Source organism: Mycobacterium sp. 852013-50091_SCH5140682 (assembly GCF_001665685.1).
GTDB lineage: Bacteria > Actinomycetota > Actinomycetes > Mycobacteriales > Mycobacteriaceae > Mycobacterium.
In genome coordinates this window covers 70,496-86,197 of the sequence record NZ_LZTB01000035.1, presented here as the reverse complement: position 1 = coordinate 86,197, position 15,702 = coordinate 70,496, and the positions used below count along the sequence as shown (strand labels likewise).

The window sequence follows — 15,702 nt, the reverse complement described above, 5'->3', positions numbered from 1 at the left end:
GACATGGACCCCTACATCCCGACGCCGGGCGTCGGATCCCTTTCACACCACATCTCACCTAGAGAGGCTTTGTCGTGCCCAAAAATATCCGACCCCGCGGTCTGCATGTCCTGGCGGCCGCCGTTCTGGCTGTCTCCGCCACTGCATGCGCGAACCCGGCCTCGCAGGGCAGTAAGGGGGGCGGCTACCTGATCGGTGTCGACTTCCCGAGCCAGAACCAGGCCCGCTGGGGCTTTGAGGCCAAGACCTTTGAGGAACAGGCTGGCAAGCACGGGGACAAGGTGATCGTGAATTACGCCAACTACAGCACCTCCAAACAGACCAGCGATGTGGAGACCATGCTGCAGCAGGGTATCGACGTCCTTGTGCTGGGGCCCGTGGACAGCACGGCGGCAGCGGCACTGGTGACCCGGGCGCAGAGCCAGGGGGTCAAAGTCATCACCTACGACGTCGGCGTCACCGGAGCGACGGCGGATTACGCAGTGGAACGAAACAACTACGAGGCAGGCAAGATGCACGTGGAGTCGGCCCTGGCAGCAGTGCCCACGGGAAACTACGCGATCATCCGCGGCGACCGGTCAACCAGTGTCGCTCAGGGTATAGGTAGGGCGTATGACGATTTGCTGCGCAACAAGCCGGGTGTCAATGTCGTCTACGACCAGTGGACTCCGGCCTGGGACTCCGCACAGGCGCAGCGGTACGCCGAGGCCGCGTTGTTGGACAACGGCAACAACATCGATGCGTTCATCGTGTCCTGGGATTACGGCGCCCAAGGTGTGGCCCAGGCGCTCAAGACGGCGGGGATCTCCAGGCACGTCTATGTGACCGGAACCGACGGAAGCGTGCCCAGTCTCGCCAATATCGCGACCGGGCGGCAGAGCGAGACGGTGTGGACGCACATCGACTCCGGTGCGTCGTCGGCGGCTGATATCGCACACGCGCTGGCCTCACACGGTGAAGTTCCACAGCCCGATGACACCGTCGATGGTGTCAAGACCCATTACATGAAACTGACCAACGTCGACGCCGCCAACCTGTGCGAATTCGTTACCACCATCGCACCGGCCGGATGGGCAAGCGTCGAGCAGGTGTACGGCCCGAACTCGGCCCACTGTGCCTGATCTGCTGGAGTGCCGGGGCCTGACGAAGACCTATGGACCGAGCACCGTTCTCGATGACGTCGGGTTGACCCTGCGCGCCGGGGAAGCCCTGGCGGTACTGGGCGAGAACGGCGCAGGGAAGTCCAGCCTGATGAAGATCATCGCCGGGCTGACCCCGCATGGAACCTACGAGGGCACCGTCAAACTTGGCGGCACCGCAGCAGAATTCGGATCCGTCCGCGCCGGGGAGGACGCCGGCGTCGTCATGGTCCCGCAGGAACTGCACGTCGTCCCGCACCTGACGATCGCCGAGAACATGTTCGTCGCCGAACTCCCTGGACGTTTCGGGATGTATGACCGGCGAGCTGCTGAAGAGCAGGCGCGGGAGGCGCTGCGGATCTTCGACCTGGACATCGACCCGCGTTCGAAAGCTCAGGCACTCTCGCCGTCGGAACGCCGTCTGATCGTGCTTGCGTCCGCGCTGCACCGGTCAGCGAAAGTCCTGATCCTCGATGAGCCGACCGCGGCGTTGACCGAAGCCGAGTCGGCCGTACTGCTGGATCACGTGGCCGCCGTGCGTGAGTCCGGGGTCGGCATTCTCTACATCACGCACCGGCTCGACGAGCTGGACCGGGTGGCGCAGCGGACCATCGTGTTACGCAACGGCAAACTGGTGTCAGAATTCGAATCTCTGCCGGTGCGTTCGAAACTGGTGTCGGCGATGCTCGGTGCCGAACTGGAGTCGGTGGAGCCACTGGCTGAGACCGGTCGGGCGCCGTCCAGGGCAGGCCAACCTGTTCTGCGAGTGCGGAACCTCACCGTGGCAAGCAACGACAAGGTACGCCCACCCCGGGTGGTGGATGCCAGCCTGGACGTGCATCCCGGAGAGATCGTCGGGTTGTACGGCCTGGTCGGTGCCGGTCGCACCGAACTGGGGCAGGCGATCTTCGGCGCCTGGCCCGGACACGTCGGTGGAGAGTGTGAGATCGCCGGTGTGACCGGGCTGCCCCGCAACACCATGCAGGCGATCCGGCGCGGACTCACCCTCCTGGTGGAAGACCGCAAGTCACAGGGTGTCATCGGCGGCCATGACGTCGCCACCAACCTCAACGCCTCAATGATCGAACAGCACAGTCTTGGGTGGCTTTTCGTGGACCAGGGCAGGGAACGGCGCCGCGCCAAGGACCTGATCACCAAGCTCGGAGTCCGCCCGCCGCGGGCGGACAGTCAGATGACGGCACTCAGTGGCGGCAACCAGCAGAAGGTGCTCCTAGGGCGGTGCTTGATCGACGGCCTGAAAGTGCTGATTCTCGATGAACCGACCATCGGAGTCGACGTCGGCGCACGACGTGACATCTACGGACTGATCCGAACGTTCGCCCGGGATCTCGGCGTCGGAGTCCTGCTGATCTCCAGTGACGTCGACGAGGTGCGGACCGAATGTGACCGCGTCCTGGTGATGTACAAGGGCCGCATCACCGGCGAATTTCCGGGCGCCGCAGGCGCACACGAACTCTTATCCGCAGCCACGGGAGCATGACATGACCACATCATCGGAAAAGGTCGCCACCACCCTCACCCCGGCGCCGGTACCCCGCACCGCGCGGTTGCTGGGCGCCTTCACCTCCAGGGCGACGGTGCTGCTGGTAGCAGCGCTGGCCCTCATCCTGTACTTCGACTACGCCTCGGGTGGCCTTTTCATCACCACCACCAACGCCTCCCTGCTGCTGCGCCAGACCGCGGTCATCGCCGTCATCGCCTCCGGGGTGGCGGTCCTGATCATCATGGGAGAGATCGACCTGTCTATCGGCAGCGCGGTGTTCTTCACCGGACTCGTTGCCGCACAGTGCCAAGTGGCCGGTTGGGACCTCGTGTCGACCATTCTGGCCTCGGTGTGCGTCGGCGTGGTCATGGGACTGTTGCAAGGTGTGGTGGTGGTCCGCTTCGGCGTACCCGCCTTCGTGGTGACACTCGCGGGTCTGCTGCTGTGGCGCGGCGTCGGCCTGATGTGGACCAACGCGGTGGCAGTGGGGCCGGTGCCCTCCGCGTTCTCGAGCCTGACCGAGGGACGGCTATCGAACATGGTGGGCATCCTGCTGTCGGTGGCGGTGGTACTGGCCTGCTTCCTGGTGACGTTGACGAAGGTTCGCGAGAACCGCTCCCTCGGTATCGGCCTGGTGGCGCCGGCGGTGGCCGGTGTGCTGTGCGCCGCGGGGCTGCTGTGGGTGGCATACGGCAAAGTGGGGCTGCCGAATGCACTGCTGTGGATCGCTGCCGTCGGCATCGTGTTAACCATCGTGATGACCAGGGCGAAGTTCGGTCGACGGGCGTTCCTGGTGGGGTCCAACCCGGAGGCAGCAGCCTTCGCCGGTGTCAGTGCCGGGCGCACCGTGTTGTTGGGGTTCATCCTTATGGGAGCGATCTACGGGATCGCCGGCGTCATGCTCACCGCGCGGTTGTCCACTTCCACAGCGGACTCCGGTTACAGTCTGGAGCTGGTGGCCATTGCGGCCGCTGTCATCGGCGGCAACTCACTTCGCGGCGGCGTCGGTTCAATCCAGGGGGCCATTCTGGGCGCATTCCTGTTGGCGACGATCGACAACGGTATGTCTCTTCTCGGCGTGTCGAGCTACGCCCAGAACGTGGTCAAAGGCCTAATCCTGGTACTGGCCGTCGGGATCGACGGATACCTCACGCGCCGAAACGTTGGCGGCTGAACATCTGAAACGCCCTACGGCCGCGGCAGAGATCTGCCGCGGCCGTAGGTGTGTGCTCACGCCGCGGTGAAGCCGCCGTCCACCATCAGCTCGGCGCCGGTGATGTAGGAGGCCTCACTGCTGGCCAGAAAGGCCACTGCAGCAGCCACTTCCGCAGCCGTGCCCGCGCGGCCCAACGGAGTCGCAGGGAACGAGCTCGGCCGAGAAGGCGGGATCCTGAGCGTCGGTCAGCGGTGTGGTGATCAGACCGGGATGGACGGAGTTCACCGGAATCCCACTGCATTAGGGAAGTCCTTTGACTCGCAGCAATCAGCCACCACGGTTCTCGATCGCCTCCCAAGGATCCCGGCCAGAGGACTGATGAAAATGTCCTCTGGTTTGGAAGGTGCGCAGGCCGAGCTCGCGCGCTCGTCATTAAGGCGTCGATCGATCTTGCTGCTGTCTGCTGTCGTCCACAATGCTGGTCCCGATCCCAGAACGGTCGCGGCCCACTACAACGAGCTGCATGTGCTGTTAGAGCCCGACGGTGAGCACGATGCGCCATTGGCCGCTGGGCTGGCAAGGGAAGGACGTGGGAGGCCAGCCCGCGTTGCGACCTATCGCGACGTGGCTACGGCGCTCAACAGGCATCTCGCCGACTAGCCGATCGTCGGAAAGCGCTCACCGCGTCGCCCATCCGAGCAGAAGCGCTCTCAGGTTCATTGCTGTTGATTCGTTCCCAGGACCACCGGTGGATAGATGAGCAGATCCTCCCGGCATGGCGACCTTGCTGTGGAAGCGCAACATGGCTGAGATGCGCTTTGCGTTGAACTGGAGGGCTGCGTTGAGATCTGCAGCGGGACCAGCGACTCCGAATGTGAACAGGGTTAGACGGGGCCTGTGCCAGGATCAGATTTGCTAGCATCCAGATGCTCCGCACCCCTAGGTAACCGACAACGGTCACGTCGTCGATGGCCGGATCCTCCCTAAATGAGGCAGTTTTTGGCTTGTGAGACATGGAGGGACGCGCCAACCTTAGGTTGTGGGTCTGCTAGTACCTCCTCCGAATGCAAAGAGCTCGTCGATGATCGGCACTTCGGACGGTGTTGTTGGCGCACAAGGTGCGGACTATTCAACTGATCTGGGACACTTGAGGTGTCGCCTTCATCGGAGGGCGTTAGTTAGTCGCTATCCTTCCCTTGTGCGCGTGTCTTTTCACACGTGCTTGAGGGGCGACTGACACGGACGTGAACCCACTGACGGTGTGATGGGCGCCAAGGTATGAGGACACGGTCGGTTCCTGTATGCGTTATCGGTAATCAGGTTGATAATATGGATGTTTATGTGTTGTCGCAGTTGTAGTTTGGCGGCATCTGGCTGCAGTGCCGGCACCACTTCTTGCGCAACTGCGCGACTGGCCCCAAGGCCGCAACCCCCTACTCAGAAGAGCATCATGACAGTCACAGTGAAAACCTTGCGGTCGAGATTGATGGTGCAGGCCCGGGAGTACTCATGATTCACGGCCTTGGCGGTACATTGAATATCTATCAGGTTCAAGCAGAGGCGCTAGCCGAGGAATACGCCGTCATCCAAGTTGATCTCGCTGGAGCGGGCCGGTCTCCAGTATCTGACAACATCACTATCGACTCACACGCCGATGATCTAGCGGCCATCGTCCGTGCAACCGATCACGACACGGTTGCCGTCGTAGGGCACTCGATGGGCACGCTGGTTGCCCGCTCTCTCGCGGCCCGTTACCCGCGGCTCGTCAATCGTCTTGTCCTGCTCGGCGCAGTTGCCCAACCCGGTGATGCGGCACGGTCGGCCCAACACGAGCGGGCGTCCACAGTACGAAACGGCGGAATGGCAGCGATTGCTCCAGGCATCATCGCCAAGGCACTATCGGCTGAGACGCGAAGAAGCAGACCGGAGATTGCGGCATTTGTCCGTGAGCTCGTGATGCGTCAAGATGCAGAAGGCTACGCACGGAACTGCGAGGCTCTCGCGAACTCAGGTGAGCCGCACCCGATTAGCTCCAGTACTCCGTTGCTCCTCATCACCGGCAGTGAGGATAAGGTGGGACCACCTCAGGTCAGCCAGGACCTGGCTGCTGTCCATCCGTCGGCAAAGATGAAGATTGCCAGCGATATTGGCCACTGGACGGCGTTAGAGGCGGCCTCGCTGGTCACCTCCGAGCTCCGCACCTTCTTAAGGCAATGAGGGTTGGGCATCTATGCCAGGCGACAACGGTGAGGCAGCTCGGATGTGCAACGCTGTCGACCATGCAATCGCGGACTTACCTGGCTTGCTCACGATGTTGCCCGACTCGCCATCAGTGACCAGTTCAAGCGAGGCTGCAAGCGCACACGGAGTCAGATACCGGCGGCTTCCAAGAGCGGTCAAACTCAAAAGTGTTCGTTTCCTGACCGTTTAGATAATCCGCTGGCGGCCGCATCGCTGTGGATCTGCGTGATCCTCGGAGTCGATGCAATGCCGACTACGTTGCGCCGAGCATGGGACTTCGTTCACGGTATTAGGGGTAGGGGTAATCCCGCCCGCCGCCGCTCCCTTTTCAGTCGCTTAGGCCCTTGGGATCAAAGGGATAGTCATGCACTGGCATGCTTCAGCTACCGCCGCCACTGATGCGGACAGCGGTGCTCGCGAGCGCCACCACAGTGCGACCTCGCGGTTGCATCCTTGACCAACCAGCGGAACAATGCACACGCCATCGTGGTTACTGGTTTGTGCCGCCAGCTGATTGGTGATTCCGATGCCTAAACCTGATCGGACCATGGACACCAGCGTCTGCGGCTGGTTCGTGCGATACGCTACGGCCCCTAAGAGGCCCGCAGTCTCCAGCGCTGCCGTGCCATCCAAACCAGCAATTCGGGTACTGGGGCCGTGGGCTTCCCCGACGGTGATGAGTGTGCGATCTTTAAGGTCAGTCAGGGCAATCCCGCTCCGGGGCGGCGGAGAATCGTCGACCGAGAATACAGCGACGAGCGGCTCACTCCATAGCATTTCACATCCAAGCCGATCGACATGTTCTGGTGTCGGCAGGCTCGGCCGGATGGCGAGATCGATGTCCCCTGCCACCAGCGCTGCGTCGAGCTCAAGGGTGGCTCCCTCCCAGAGCAGCACCTCGACACCGGGCTGGGTCTGTTTCAAGTGGCGCACCACTTCTGCGTAGCAGTGCGCGGCTGCCGACGGGTACATTCCGACGACAACGGTGCCGCCAAGAAGGCCGCCCGCATTGGGAAGATTGCGCTGAGCGGCCGTCAACTCATCGAGTACCGCTTGGACGTGTGGGTGTAGGCGGCGACCGTTGTCCGTAAGCATGACCGGATGTCGCGAGCGATCGAAGAGCTGAACACCGAACAACCGCTCAAGATCGGCGATGTGCTGGCTCACCCGAGGCTGTGGAAGGAATAGAGCCTCTGCCGCAGCGGAGAAGCTGCCATGCCGAACGACCGCGTCGAACGTGCGAAGCCGATCGACCTTTAGACCCGCGAGCCGGTCGTTAAGCATGCAGCTCTCCTGCCTGTGGCGTCAGCGGCGGAACTGCTCCACATAGTCGGCTCCCAAGCCGTTTTGCTCGTAGTGACGCCGGCACATCTCTAGCTTGGTGAATACGTCCTCGTAGCCCACTTGACGATCTTGGTCGTCTAGGTAGACCAGTGCCCCGGTGACGTTGAAGAACGTGATCATCTCGCCGGTGCAGTGTTCGGGTACGCGCAGGGTGTGGATCTCGCCGGGTGGCTCGTAGACGAACCCTCCTTTGCGTGCGACCCAATCGTGCTCGTCGTACTTCCACTCGCCTTCAAGCACGTAGCCGACCACGATCCCAGGATGGCGATGCCGTGAGACGACCCCGGTTTTGGTGACTTTCAACAGATTGCACCACTGACCGGTGATCGTGTTGAGGAACAATGGTCGGAAGAATACGCCGGGCGACTGAGGTACCCACACGCGGTCGTCGTCTGGCATCGCATCGACTGCGATCTCCAGCGGGATGTCGAGGGACACGGGAACGGTGGCACTCACAGGTTTCTCCTTTGTCGTTGGGTTTGTGTGAAAGCTGTTGTGGGCAGGGGAAAGTGTCGCTGCGGTCGGGCCCGTAGAACGCGCGGGTCCAACAGAGCAAACGACTTCGCTGAACAGCATGGCGACCGTCGCTTTGGCCCAGTGCCGAAGACACAAGGCCTAAGCGGGAATCGGGCTCGGCTCGGGTGCGGGCATCGCCTTCACGAGATGAACGATAGGTCCGGTAGGCGCGCAGGTAAACCAGTCGAATCGCGATGCAGGTCATCCGTTTTCGGTATAATCTGCTCATCTACCGTCCCGTCCCGGCGACAGCCACGTCAAGTGCGCTGGTAGACAGGCTGATTGGCGCGAAGGGAAGTGTCAAAGCGGTCGAATCTGGCACCTGTGGTAAATCGATGAAGTTCGGCCGTGTCCGGTGTCCCACTGGCGGGGTGATCTGAATCCGTATGTCTAAGAAGGTGAACTTGCCGCTGGGCGGGTCCGGGGGCGTTAGGGCTTAGAACAGGTGGGGTGAGCTCTTCGCCGCTCTGGCGCTCCGCGTCTAGTGGCTCCCTAAGCGTTCTGCTGTATCCATTTTTCGGATAACCCTGTTAGCAAATGTGCGATTGACCGAAGGGTGGGCGAGGGCAACACTAGTTCGACACACAAGTGATAGCCATCACGCTGGAAGCGATGTAGTCGAGGTTTGGCGGCACCCTCGAAGGAACGTCGAACCAGCTGAACGGTTCTGAGCCATGACGCGATCAGCTGCCCTCGTCACATAGAGCGACGCTTCAGCATCCTGGCATTGCTCGTTCAGCGATGGATGATTCTCGGAAAGGTCACAATGCCCCAGCTATCTCCGCAGTTTCCGGCCGCAGTCGGCACTGCCGAGCCGTGGTCGTTGCTTGCCGCCTGCAGTGACCTGTCCGCTGTCGACACCTCGATGTCGCCCGTTGAACTGCAGGAGGCGTTGGAGTACATGAAGTTCTCCCGAGCCTTCGACGAGAAGGCGTTTAGTCTGCAGCGTCAGGGCCGCTTCGGGACGTTCTCGCCGGTGCATGGGCAGGAAGCATCCGTGGTGGGCGCTGCGTTTGCTCTAGATCCGGTCCGAGATTGGGTGGTGCCGCAGTACCGAGAGTTGCCGGCGCTGCTGCGGCAGGGTCTTCCTCTTGAGAACTTCATGCTCACCCACCTTGGCGATCCGCGGGGAAACGCAGCGCCCGAAGGCACCAACGTGATGCCTATGCAGATCGGGCTCGCGGCGCAGTTGCCGCAAGCCGTCGGTCTTGCATGGGGCCTGCAGCGGAAGGGAAGTGACGGGGTCGTCTTGGTGTTTTTCGGCGACGGAGCCTCGTCTGAGGGTGATTCTCACGAGGCCTGCAATCTGGCGGGGACTTTGCGCGCGCCTGTCGTGTTCTTCCTGCAGAATAATGGGTGGGCGATATCGACGCCACGTTCGCGGCAATCCGCGGCGGCAAACCTCGCGGCGCGCGCCCCGGGCTACGGAATGCCCGGAATCGTCGTTGACGGCAACGATCTACTCGCTGTCCATGAGGTGGTATCCCACGCTGTCGCTCGTGCGCGCGCTGGTGATGGTCCATCGCTGGTCGAATCGGTGACCTACCGCATCGGTGACCACAACACCGCCGATGACTCAACGCGCTACCGCAGCGCCGAGGAAGTCGCTTCCTGGCTTGAGCGCGATCCTATTGAGCGGGCGCTGGCCTACCTGCAAGCACGCCAGCTGTGGGACGACGAACGTGAAGCAGATGTGCGAGTGCGCATCAACGAACGTATCGACGCAGCCATACAACTGATGGAGAGCGTCGAAGCTCCTGGCGTGGACCATCTGTTCGAGCATGTCACAGCTGAACCGTGGTCGCGGTTGCGCCTGCAGCGGGATGCGTTGCTTGCGCAGGAGGGCGCGCAATGAGCCGACGAAACATGGTGCAGGCCATCAACGAAGCCCTCCGCGGCGAGCTGGAGCGCGATCCACGCACAATGATTCTCGGTCAAGACATCGGGCATTTGGGAGGCGTCTTCCGCGCTACTGACGGGTTGCTGGATGAGTTCGGCCCTGACCGGGTCGTCGACATGCCGCTGGCGGAGGCGGCGATCGTAGGAGCAGCTATAGGTCTCGCAGTCGCGGGGTTCGTGCCGATCGCAGAACTTCAATTCCTCGGATTCAGTCACCAGGCGTTTCATCAGATCGGTTCACAGCTTGCTCGGATGCGATATCGCTCCCAGGGGCGACTTCCTATGCCGGTGGTCATCCGTGCACCTTTCGGCGGCGGCGTCCGGACTCCAGAGCTGCATTCCGAAGCGTTAGAAGCACAGTTCGTCCAGAGTCCTGGACTGTCGGTGGTGATGCCAGCCACGTCGGCCGACGCCAAAGGTCTGCTGCAAACGGCGGTCCGGTCACCGGACCCGGTGTTGTTCTGCGAGCCGCTTCGCGGCTATCGCCTCGTGAGCGGTGAAGTTCCCGAAGGTGAAGCACGAGTGCCGTTTGGTCGGCTTCGCATGGCTCGGGAAGGCGACGACGTGACGATCGTGGCCTGGAGCGCCGCCGTGCACATCGCGGAGAAGGCGGCCGATCTCGTGGCGGAGGAGGGTATTTCGGCGGCGGTAGTGGACTTGCGAACGCTGGTCCCGTTAGACGAGGCAGGCCTGGTGGCCGCGGTCTCCTCGACCGGTCGGTGCGTTGTCGTACACGAGGCTCCGCTCACCGCAGGTTTCGGCGCTGAGATAGTCGCAACGGTGACTGAGGGAGCCTTCTACTCACTGGAGGCACCGGTCGCCCGCGTCGCGTCGCCTGACACTCCCTACCCGCCCGGGCGCATCGAAGACCTATATATACCCAGCGTTGGACGAGTTGTGGATGCCATCCGGGCAACGGTGAAGGCATGACACTCGTCGCGTTCAAATTGCCCGATGTCGGCGAGGGTTTGGCCGAGGCCGAGATCATTGAGTGGCTTGTCGCCGTCGGGGACACCGTTGAAGCAGATCAGCCGGTCGTGATTGTGGAGACGGCGAAGGCTCAGGTCGAATTGCCAGCGCCGACGGCGGGTCGGCTCATGAGCCGACCCCATGAACCTGGTGACGTCGTGGCCGTCGGAGACACCCTGTTTGACTATGAGATCGGATCGGAGTCGGCCAGTACGGTCGGCTACCCATCGTTGATGAACGTAGGACCTGCTGGTGCCGCCTTGGGGGCGGCGAGTGCGTCGTCAGGGCTCACCGACGACTCCATCGCGCAACTCCCAAGCGGCGATCCGCCGTCCGCCCCCTCCGGCAGCCAGAAATCGCCATCGCACCCCGGCGTTGACACGCGGAACCGACGCGCGTTGGCGGCGCCCAGTACGAGAAAGTTCGCCATCGAGCAAGGGGTCGACCTGGCAGGCCTCATGGGAAGTGGACCCAACGGCCGTATCGAAGTTGGAGACGTCAGAGCAGCGATCCACCGTCGATCAACGCAAGATCAGCGAAATGCGCAGGGCGCCTACGACCCTGCTCGTCCCACGGCGATCAGCGGTGAGGCATCTCGCGGCGTTGTCGAGAAACGACCCTTGCGCGGCCTTCGACGGCAGATCGCGCGGGCGATGACGGCAACTCTTTCGGTTCCTCACATCACCGACTACCGAGAAATAGACGCCGCTGCGCTGATCGCTGCGCGTTCCGCCCTGCAGGGGTTAGCAGCGCCAGGGGACAAGATGAGCCTGCTGCCCTTGCTGGTGTGCATCGTTCTTGCGGCGCTGCGTGAACATCCAACCTTCAATGCCAACTATGACTCGCACGCCGAGGAACTGACACTTTTCGCCCAGCCCGACATCGGAATCGCAACGGCAACACAGGATGGGTTACTGGTTCCCGTTGTAAAAGCTGCGTCACAGTACTCGATCGCTGGGCTGTCGCAGGAGCTGAACCGGCTTGTCTCAGCCGGCCGTGACCGTGTTCTGCGGCCAGACGAGACGAGGGGAGCCACTTTCACAATCAGCAATTTCGGTAGCTTCGGTGCTTGGCTCGGTACACCGCTCATCGCGCCTCCGCAGGTCGCCATCGCTGGTTTCGGCAGAGCCAGGGACGCGGTTGTGGCCGAGAACGGAGTGCCCAACGTGCGCCCCATTTTGCCAGTTGCTGTCGCCGCCGACCACCGTGTCATCGACGGTGCTGACCTTGGTGCTTTCGTCAACACCATAGAAAAACTGGTTCGCAACCCGCTGCTGCTGCTCGGGGAGCGCTGAATGGTAGTCGGAGAAATTGCAGAACCTGTGGACCTCCTTGTCGTTGGTGGCGGTCCTGCCGGCTATGCGGCCGCCTTGCATGCCGGCGGTCGGGGCAGAGGCGTGATGCTCGTCGATCGAGACGGCGTCAACGGGCTCGGCGGTGTGTGCTTGCGTCGCGGTTGTATCCCGTCGAAGGCGCTAATCGAGCTTGCTCATCTTGCACACAGTGCGGCTGGGCATCCAGCAATGCGGAAAGTCGCACGCGTCGACCTCGCCGCTTTCCGGCAGCACAAGAACGAGATCATCACCGCTCTCGCCGACGGCGTCACGGGTCTGATGAAGGCGGCCAACGTGGACGTAAGCGCCGGCGAGGTTCGCTTCACACGGCCCGATCAGGCGGTCATCCGCACTTCTGACGGGCACGCGCGGTTCGTGGAGTTCAATGACGTTGTCATCGCCACAGGATCCCGTCCCGCACAAGTGCCTGAGCTCGCAGTCGATCATGTGACAGTGCTGGACAGCACCAGTGCACTGAATTTGGACCATGTTCCCGCCACATTGGCCGTGATCGGCGCGGGCTACATCGGGGTGGAGCTGGGCACCGCGCTGGCCAAGCTCGGCGCCAGCGTCACACTCGTTGAGGCATCGGACCGAGTGCTACCTGGCTTGGACGCGGCGCTTGTCCGGCCTGTCGTGCGGCGTTTGACCGATCTTGGCGTCACCGTTCTCACAGAATCGCAGGTTGTCGGACACGCCAATGGAATTTTGAAAGTCGTAGGCAATTCAGGGGAAATCGATGTCGAGGCCGACCAGGTTGTCCTCGCGGTCGGACGCCGTCCCAATACTGATGAGCTCGGATTGCATCGCCTGGGAGTGCCAGTACGTTCAGATGGACTGCTCAACGTTGGTCCGAACCGTCTGATTCGAAATCACGTCGCGGCGGTCGGTGACGTCACGCCAGGTCCAGCACTCGCGCACAAGGGCTATGCCGAAGCGCTCGTGGCGGTTTCGGCTCTGTGTGGCGACCGAACAGTGTTCCATCCAGCGGCGATACCCGCAGTCGTGTTCTCGGACCCCGAGATTGCAACCGTCGGTCTTACCGCGGCCGACGCGCAGCGCGAAGGAGCGGAGGTGGTGACCGTACCGATCGCCAGCAACGGGCGGGCATTGACTCTCGGCGCGGCTAACGGCGTCGTGCAATTGGTCACCGATAAGGACACCGGTGTGGTTCTCGGCCTGCACATAGTTGGGCCGCAAGCCAGCGAAATAATCGCGGAAGGAGTCGTGGCCATTGAGATGGGTGCGACTGCCGCCGACCTCTCCGACATCATCCACGTACATCCGACTGTCGCTGAACAGGTCCAGGAAGCGGCCCGATCCGCGGCCGGCTATGGATTGCACCACCCAGCCCGAAGCGGTCGAAGAGCGACAGTCCAAACCATCAAACCCGTTGTATAAAAACCCGTTTGAGAAGTCAGGAGCCACCCATGCTAAATCCAGAATCGATGTTGCTCACCCACGGGCGCATCTTCATCGGCACCGACGAGGAGGTGATTCCGGACGGCGCAGTTTGGATCGAAGGCGATGAGATCCGTCGCGTCGGCCACATGGATGGCTTCGATGATGTTGGCGATGAGGTTCCACGCTTCGACCTGGGTGGGCGTTTCGTAATGCCAGGCATGACCGAGGCGCACAGTCACTTGTCCTATTTCAACGCGGTCAGCCTGGCGGACCTGGACATGAACTGCACTCCGGAAGCAACGACAATTTATGCGGTCGAGAACGCCCGTACGATGCTGCGTTGCGGGTACACGTCCGCGTTCAGCTTCGGCTCACTCCACGCTGTCGACGTCGCCGTACGCAACGCGATCGACGGCGGACAAGCACCAGGCCCTCGCTACGCAGCCTGCGGACGCGACGTGATGGGGACAGGTGGGATGGTGGACTGGAACCCCGATCACCTCAAGCTGGGTATGGATGGACTGGCCCTCCTAGCCGACAATCCTTGGGAGGTTCGCAAGATCATCCGGAAGGTGCGCAAGAGCGGCGCGGACACGGTCAAGGTCTACCTCGACGGCGAAGGCATGACCGAGGGCACCCTCCCGGGCGAACTGTCCTACACCCAAGAGGAGGCCAGCGCCGCGGCAGACGAGGGCCATCGTCGCAACCTCCGGATGCTGTGCCACGCGCGTTCGGCCGACGCGGTCAAGATGGCGCTGACCGCTGGTTTCGACGTCATCGGTCACGCCAACTACCTCGATGATGAGGCCCTTGATCTGCTCAAACGTGAACGCCACCGCATCTTCGTGACCCCGGCCATCCACTGGCAGGTGGGCCTCTACAAGAACGGCGCAGAATTCGGGTTCACCCCCGACGTACTCGACGGGCTGGGCTACAAGGATGAGATGGTCGAGACCATTGCCAGCGTCGCCAAGATGCGTAAGGCCGGAGTCAAAGTTCTCCCCGGCGGCGACTTCGGCTTGGCCTGGACGCCGCACGGCACGTACGCCCATGACCTGCAAAACTTCGTGGAAATGTTCGGATACTCCCCTCGAGAAGCCTTATCGGCCGCAACACGTGACGCGGGCGAAATGATGGGCTTATCCGGTCGGGTGGGCACCCTTGAGCCTGGAAAATTCGCAGATGTGGTCGTGGTGGAAGGGGATCCACTCAGCGATATCACGATCTTGCAAGATCTCAACCGAATCAAAACCGTGATTAAAGGCGGCCGGATTTTCCACAACACGTTGCCCACCGGGCCCCGCTATGACCTCGGAGCCAAACCTGGGCTCACGTTGCCCGAGAAAGAAGAAATTCTCTCCACGAACCAGTGACTTCCATCGATTTCCCGGCCCTGCGTGCGGCCGCCGAAGCCAAGGCCGAGAGCGATCAGCTACCGGGGCCGTGCAACAGGCGGTGCCGCGAACGCGGCGAGTGTGCCTTCGGTCGAGCAGAAAGCGGCGGCGACTTTTGTCGCGCAAGACATCGACGGCGCACTCGGTCAGAGCCGATGCCGGACAGCAATTAATCCTTCGCCGAGGCTTGCAGAAATGAGCCCGAAGATGCCGGTGCAGGCCCGTAAGAATTGAGGACAATAATGGAAATTGGAAAGATCATCCCGGTAGGTGAAGAGAATCAACAGGAGATTGGGGACCGGCGCGCTGGTGGCATCGCCGACCTGCCAGACTCCCATCTCAGACTGCTGCGTGGCGCTTACACCGCGGCCATGTCCACTGTCAACGCAAGCGGCAGTGTTCAACTCACCCCGGTGTGGCTCATGGATGACGGTGAACACCTGCTGTTCAACACCGCCCGCGGGCGACACAAAGCTCGCAACCTCGCAGCGCGCCCACACGTCTCATTCCTTATCGTAGATCCCAAGGACCCGTTTGTTTGGGTCAGTCTGCAGGGACAGGTGGTCCGTGTGGTCGACGAGGACGACGTAGAGAGTGGTCACCTTGCCACCGAAACGATCAACAGGGCCGCTGCCCTCTACCTCGGTGTGGATGTCTACCCGAATCGGGACGATCGGGGTGAGGTTAGGCGCTTGTACTACATCCGGCCTGACCGGGTCGTTGTGATGGGCTAGAGGTGATGCACCAAGGTTATCGCGGTGGACAAATGCGTTGCCGTTAAAGCATCTCCCCGGGTCGGCCC

Annotated in this window: 13 protein-coding genes; 10 read left to right on the top strand and 3 right to left on the bottom strand. The window is 62.1% G+C overall.

Annotated features, from left to right (window positions below; translation table 11 throughout):
* The first annotated feature begins 74 nt into the window (after positions 1–74).
* Genes A5784_RS11260 through A5784_RS11250 form a run of 3 tightly spaced genes read left to right on the top strand, consistent with a single transcriptional unit; the run spans position 75 to position 3,817 of the window.
* Positions 75–1,121, top strand: a complete 1,047-nt coding sequence (locus tag A5784_RS11260) for a sugar ABC transporter substrate-binding protein (protein WP_064944983.1) — start codon at positions 75–77, stop codon at positions 1,119–1,121.
* Positions 1,114–2,640, top strand: coding sequence for a sugar ABC transporter ATP-binding protein (locus A5784_RS11255; protein ID WP_064944982.1), 1,527 nt, complete (start codon positions 1,114–1,116; stop codon positions 2,638–2,640). Before A5784_RS11260 ends, A5784_RS11255 begins: the two co-directional genes overlap by 8 nt.
* A 1-nt stretch (position 2,641) precedes the next feature.
* A complete protein-coding gene (locus tag A5784_RS11250) occupies positions 2,642–3,817 on the top strand; it encodes a sugar ABC transporter permease (protein ID WP_064944981.1) in 1,176 nt (391 codons plus the stop codon).
* Positions 3,818–3,873: 56 nt separating this feature from the next.
* On the opposite strand, the gene A5784_RS37495 is transcribed toward A5784_RS11250, so the two are convergent.
* Entirely contained in the window at positions 3,874–3,966 is a 93-nt protein-coding gene (locus tag A5784_RS37495; RefSeq protein WP_286159421.1) for an SDR family oxidoreductase, read from the bottom strand.
* A gap of 1,342 nt (positions 3,967–5,308) precedes the next feature.
* On the opposite strand from A5784_RS37495, the gene A5784_RS11245 reads away from it, so the two are divergent.
* The gene (locus A5784_RS11245) at positions 5,309–6,016 is read left to right on the top strand and encodes an alpha/beta fold hydrolase (RefSeq protein WP_082944770.1); all 708 of its coding nucleotides are present in this window, start codon (positions 5,309–5,311) and stop codon (positions 6,014–6,016) included.
* A 360-nt stretch (positions 6,017–6,376) separates the two neighbouring features.
* Here the strand turns inward: A5784_RS11245 and A5784_RS37490 are convergent, their stop codons facing one another.
* A complete protein-coding gene (locus A5784_RS37490) occupies positions 6,377–7,324 on the bottom strand; it encodes a LysR family transcriptional regulator (RefSeq protein WP_082944769.1) in 948 nt (315 codons plus the stop codon).
* A gap of 21 nt (positions 7,325–7,345) precedes the next feature.
* A complete protein-coding gene (locus tag A5784_RS11235) occupies positions 7,346–7,840 on the bottom strand; it encodes a 2,4'-dihydroxyacetophenone dioxygenase family protein (protein ID WP_029371512.1) in 495 nt (164 codons plus the stop codon).
* A 925-nt stretch (positions 7,841–8,765) separates the two neighbouring features.
* On the opposite strand from A5784_RS11235, the gene A5784_RS11230 reads away from it, so the two are divergent.
* The 6 genes from A5784_RS11230 to A5784_RS11200 all read left to right on the top strand — a co-directional run bounded on the left by A5784_RS11230 (position 8,766) and on the right by A5784_RS11200 (position 15,634).
* Positions 8,766–9,755: a thiamine pyrophosphate-dependent enzyme gene (locus A5784_RS11230; RefSeq protein WP_197514701.1), complete on the top strand. Its 990-nt coding sequence runs from the start codon at positions 8,766–8,768 to the stop codon at positions 9,753–9,755.
* 11 nt (positions 9,756–9,766) lie between these two features.
* Positions 9,767–10,729: an alpha-ketoacid dehydrogenase subunit beta gene (locus tag A5784_RS11225; RefSeq protein ID WP_286159420.1), complete on the top strand. Its 963-nt coding sequence runs from the start codon at positions 9,767–9,769 to the stop codon at positions 10,727–10,729.
* The gene (locus tag A5784_RS11220) at positions 10,726–12,063 is read left to right on the top strand and encodes a dihydrolipoamide acetyltransferase family protein (protein ID WP_064944978.1); all 1,338 of its coding nucleotides are present in this window, start codon (positions 10,726–10,728) and stop codon (positions 12,061–12,063) included. Before A5784_RS11225 ends, A5784_RS11220 begins: the two co-directional genes overlap by 4 nt.
* The gene (lpdA, locus tag A5784_RS11215; protein ID WP_064944977.1) at positions 12,064–13,503 is read left to right on the top strand and encodes a dihydrolipoyl dehydrogenase; all 1,440 of its coding nucleotides are present in this window, start codon (positions 12,064–12,066) and stop codon (positions 13,501–13,503) included. It abuts the gene before it with no gap.
* Between the two features lie 29 nt (positions 13,504–13,532).
* Complete coding sequence (locus A5784_RS11205) at positions 13,533–14,879, top strand: metal-dependent hydrolase family protein (protein ID WP_082944767.1); 1,347 nt, start codon at positions 13,533–13,535, stop codon at positions 14,877–14,879.
* A 263-nt stretch (positions 14,880–15,142) separates the two neighbouring features.
* Positions 15,143–15,634 carry a TIGR03618 family F420-dependent PPOX class oxidoreductase gene (locus A5784_RS11200; protein ID WP_082944766.1) on the top strand — a complete coding sequence of 164 codons (492 nt, stop codon included), beginning with the start codon at positions 15,143–15,145 and terminating at the stop codon, positions 15,632–15,634.
* Positions 15,635–15,702 lie beyond the last annotated feature (68 nt).

What these genes read in the sequence shown, in the direction of transcription:
- A5784_RS11250 (WP_064944981.1), top strand. Translation starts at nt 2,642, where the DNA reads ATGACCACATCATCGGAAAAGGTCGCCACCACCCTCACCCCGGCGCCG.
- A5784_RS11245 (WP_082944770.1), top strand. Translation starts at nt 5,309, where the DNA reads ATGATTCACGGCCTTGGCGGTACATTGAATATCTATCAGGTTCAAGCA.
- A5784_RS37490 (WP_082944769.1), bottom strand. Translation starts at nt 7,324, where the DNA reads ATGCTTAACGACCGGCTCGCGGGTCTAAAGGTCGATCGGCTTCGCACG.
- A5784_RS11220 (WP_064944978.1), top strand. Translation starts at nt 10,726, where the DNA reads ATGACACTCGTCGCGTTCAAATTGCCCGATGTCGGCGAGGGTTTGGCC.
- A5784_RS11205 (WP_082944767.1), top strand. Translation starts at nt 13,533, where the DNA reads ATGCTAAATCCAGAATCGATGTTGCTCACCCACGGGCGCATCTTCATC.
- A5784_RS11230 (WP_197514701.1), top strand. Translation starts at nt 8,766, where the DNA reads ATGTCGCCCGTTGAACTGCAGGAGGCGTTGGAGTACATGAAGTTCTCC.
- A5784_RS11225 (WP_286159420.1), top strand. Translation starts at nt 9,767, where the DNA reads ATGGTGCAGGCCATCAACGAAGCCCTCCGCGGCGAGCTGGAGCGCGAT.
- lpdA (WP_064944977.1), top strand. Translation starts at nt 12,064, where the DNA reads ATGGTAGTCGGAGAAATTGCAGAACCTGTGGACCTCCTTGTCGTTGGT.
- A5784_RS11200 (WP_082944766.1), top strand. Translation starts at nt 15,143, where the DNA reads ATGGAAATTGGAAAGATCATCCCGGTAGGTGAAGAGAATCAACAGGAG.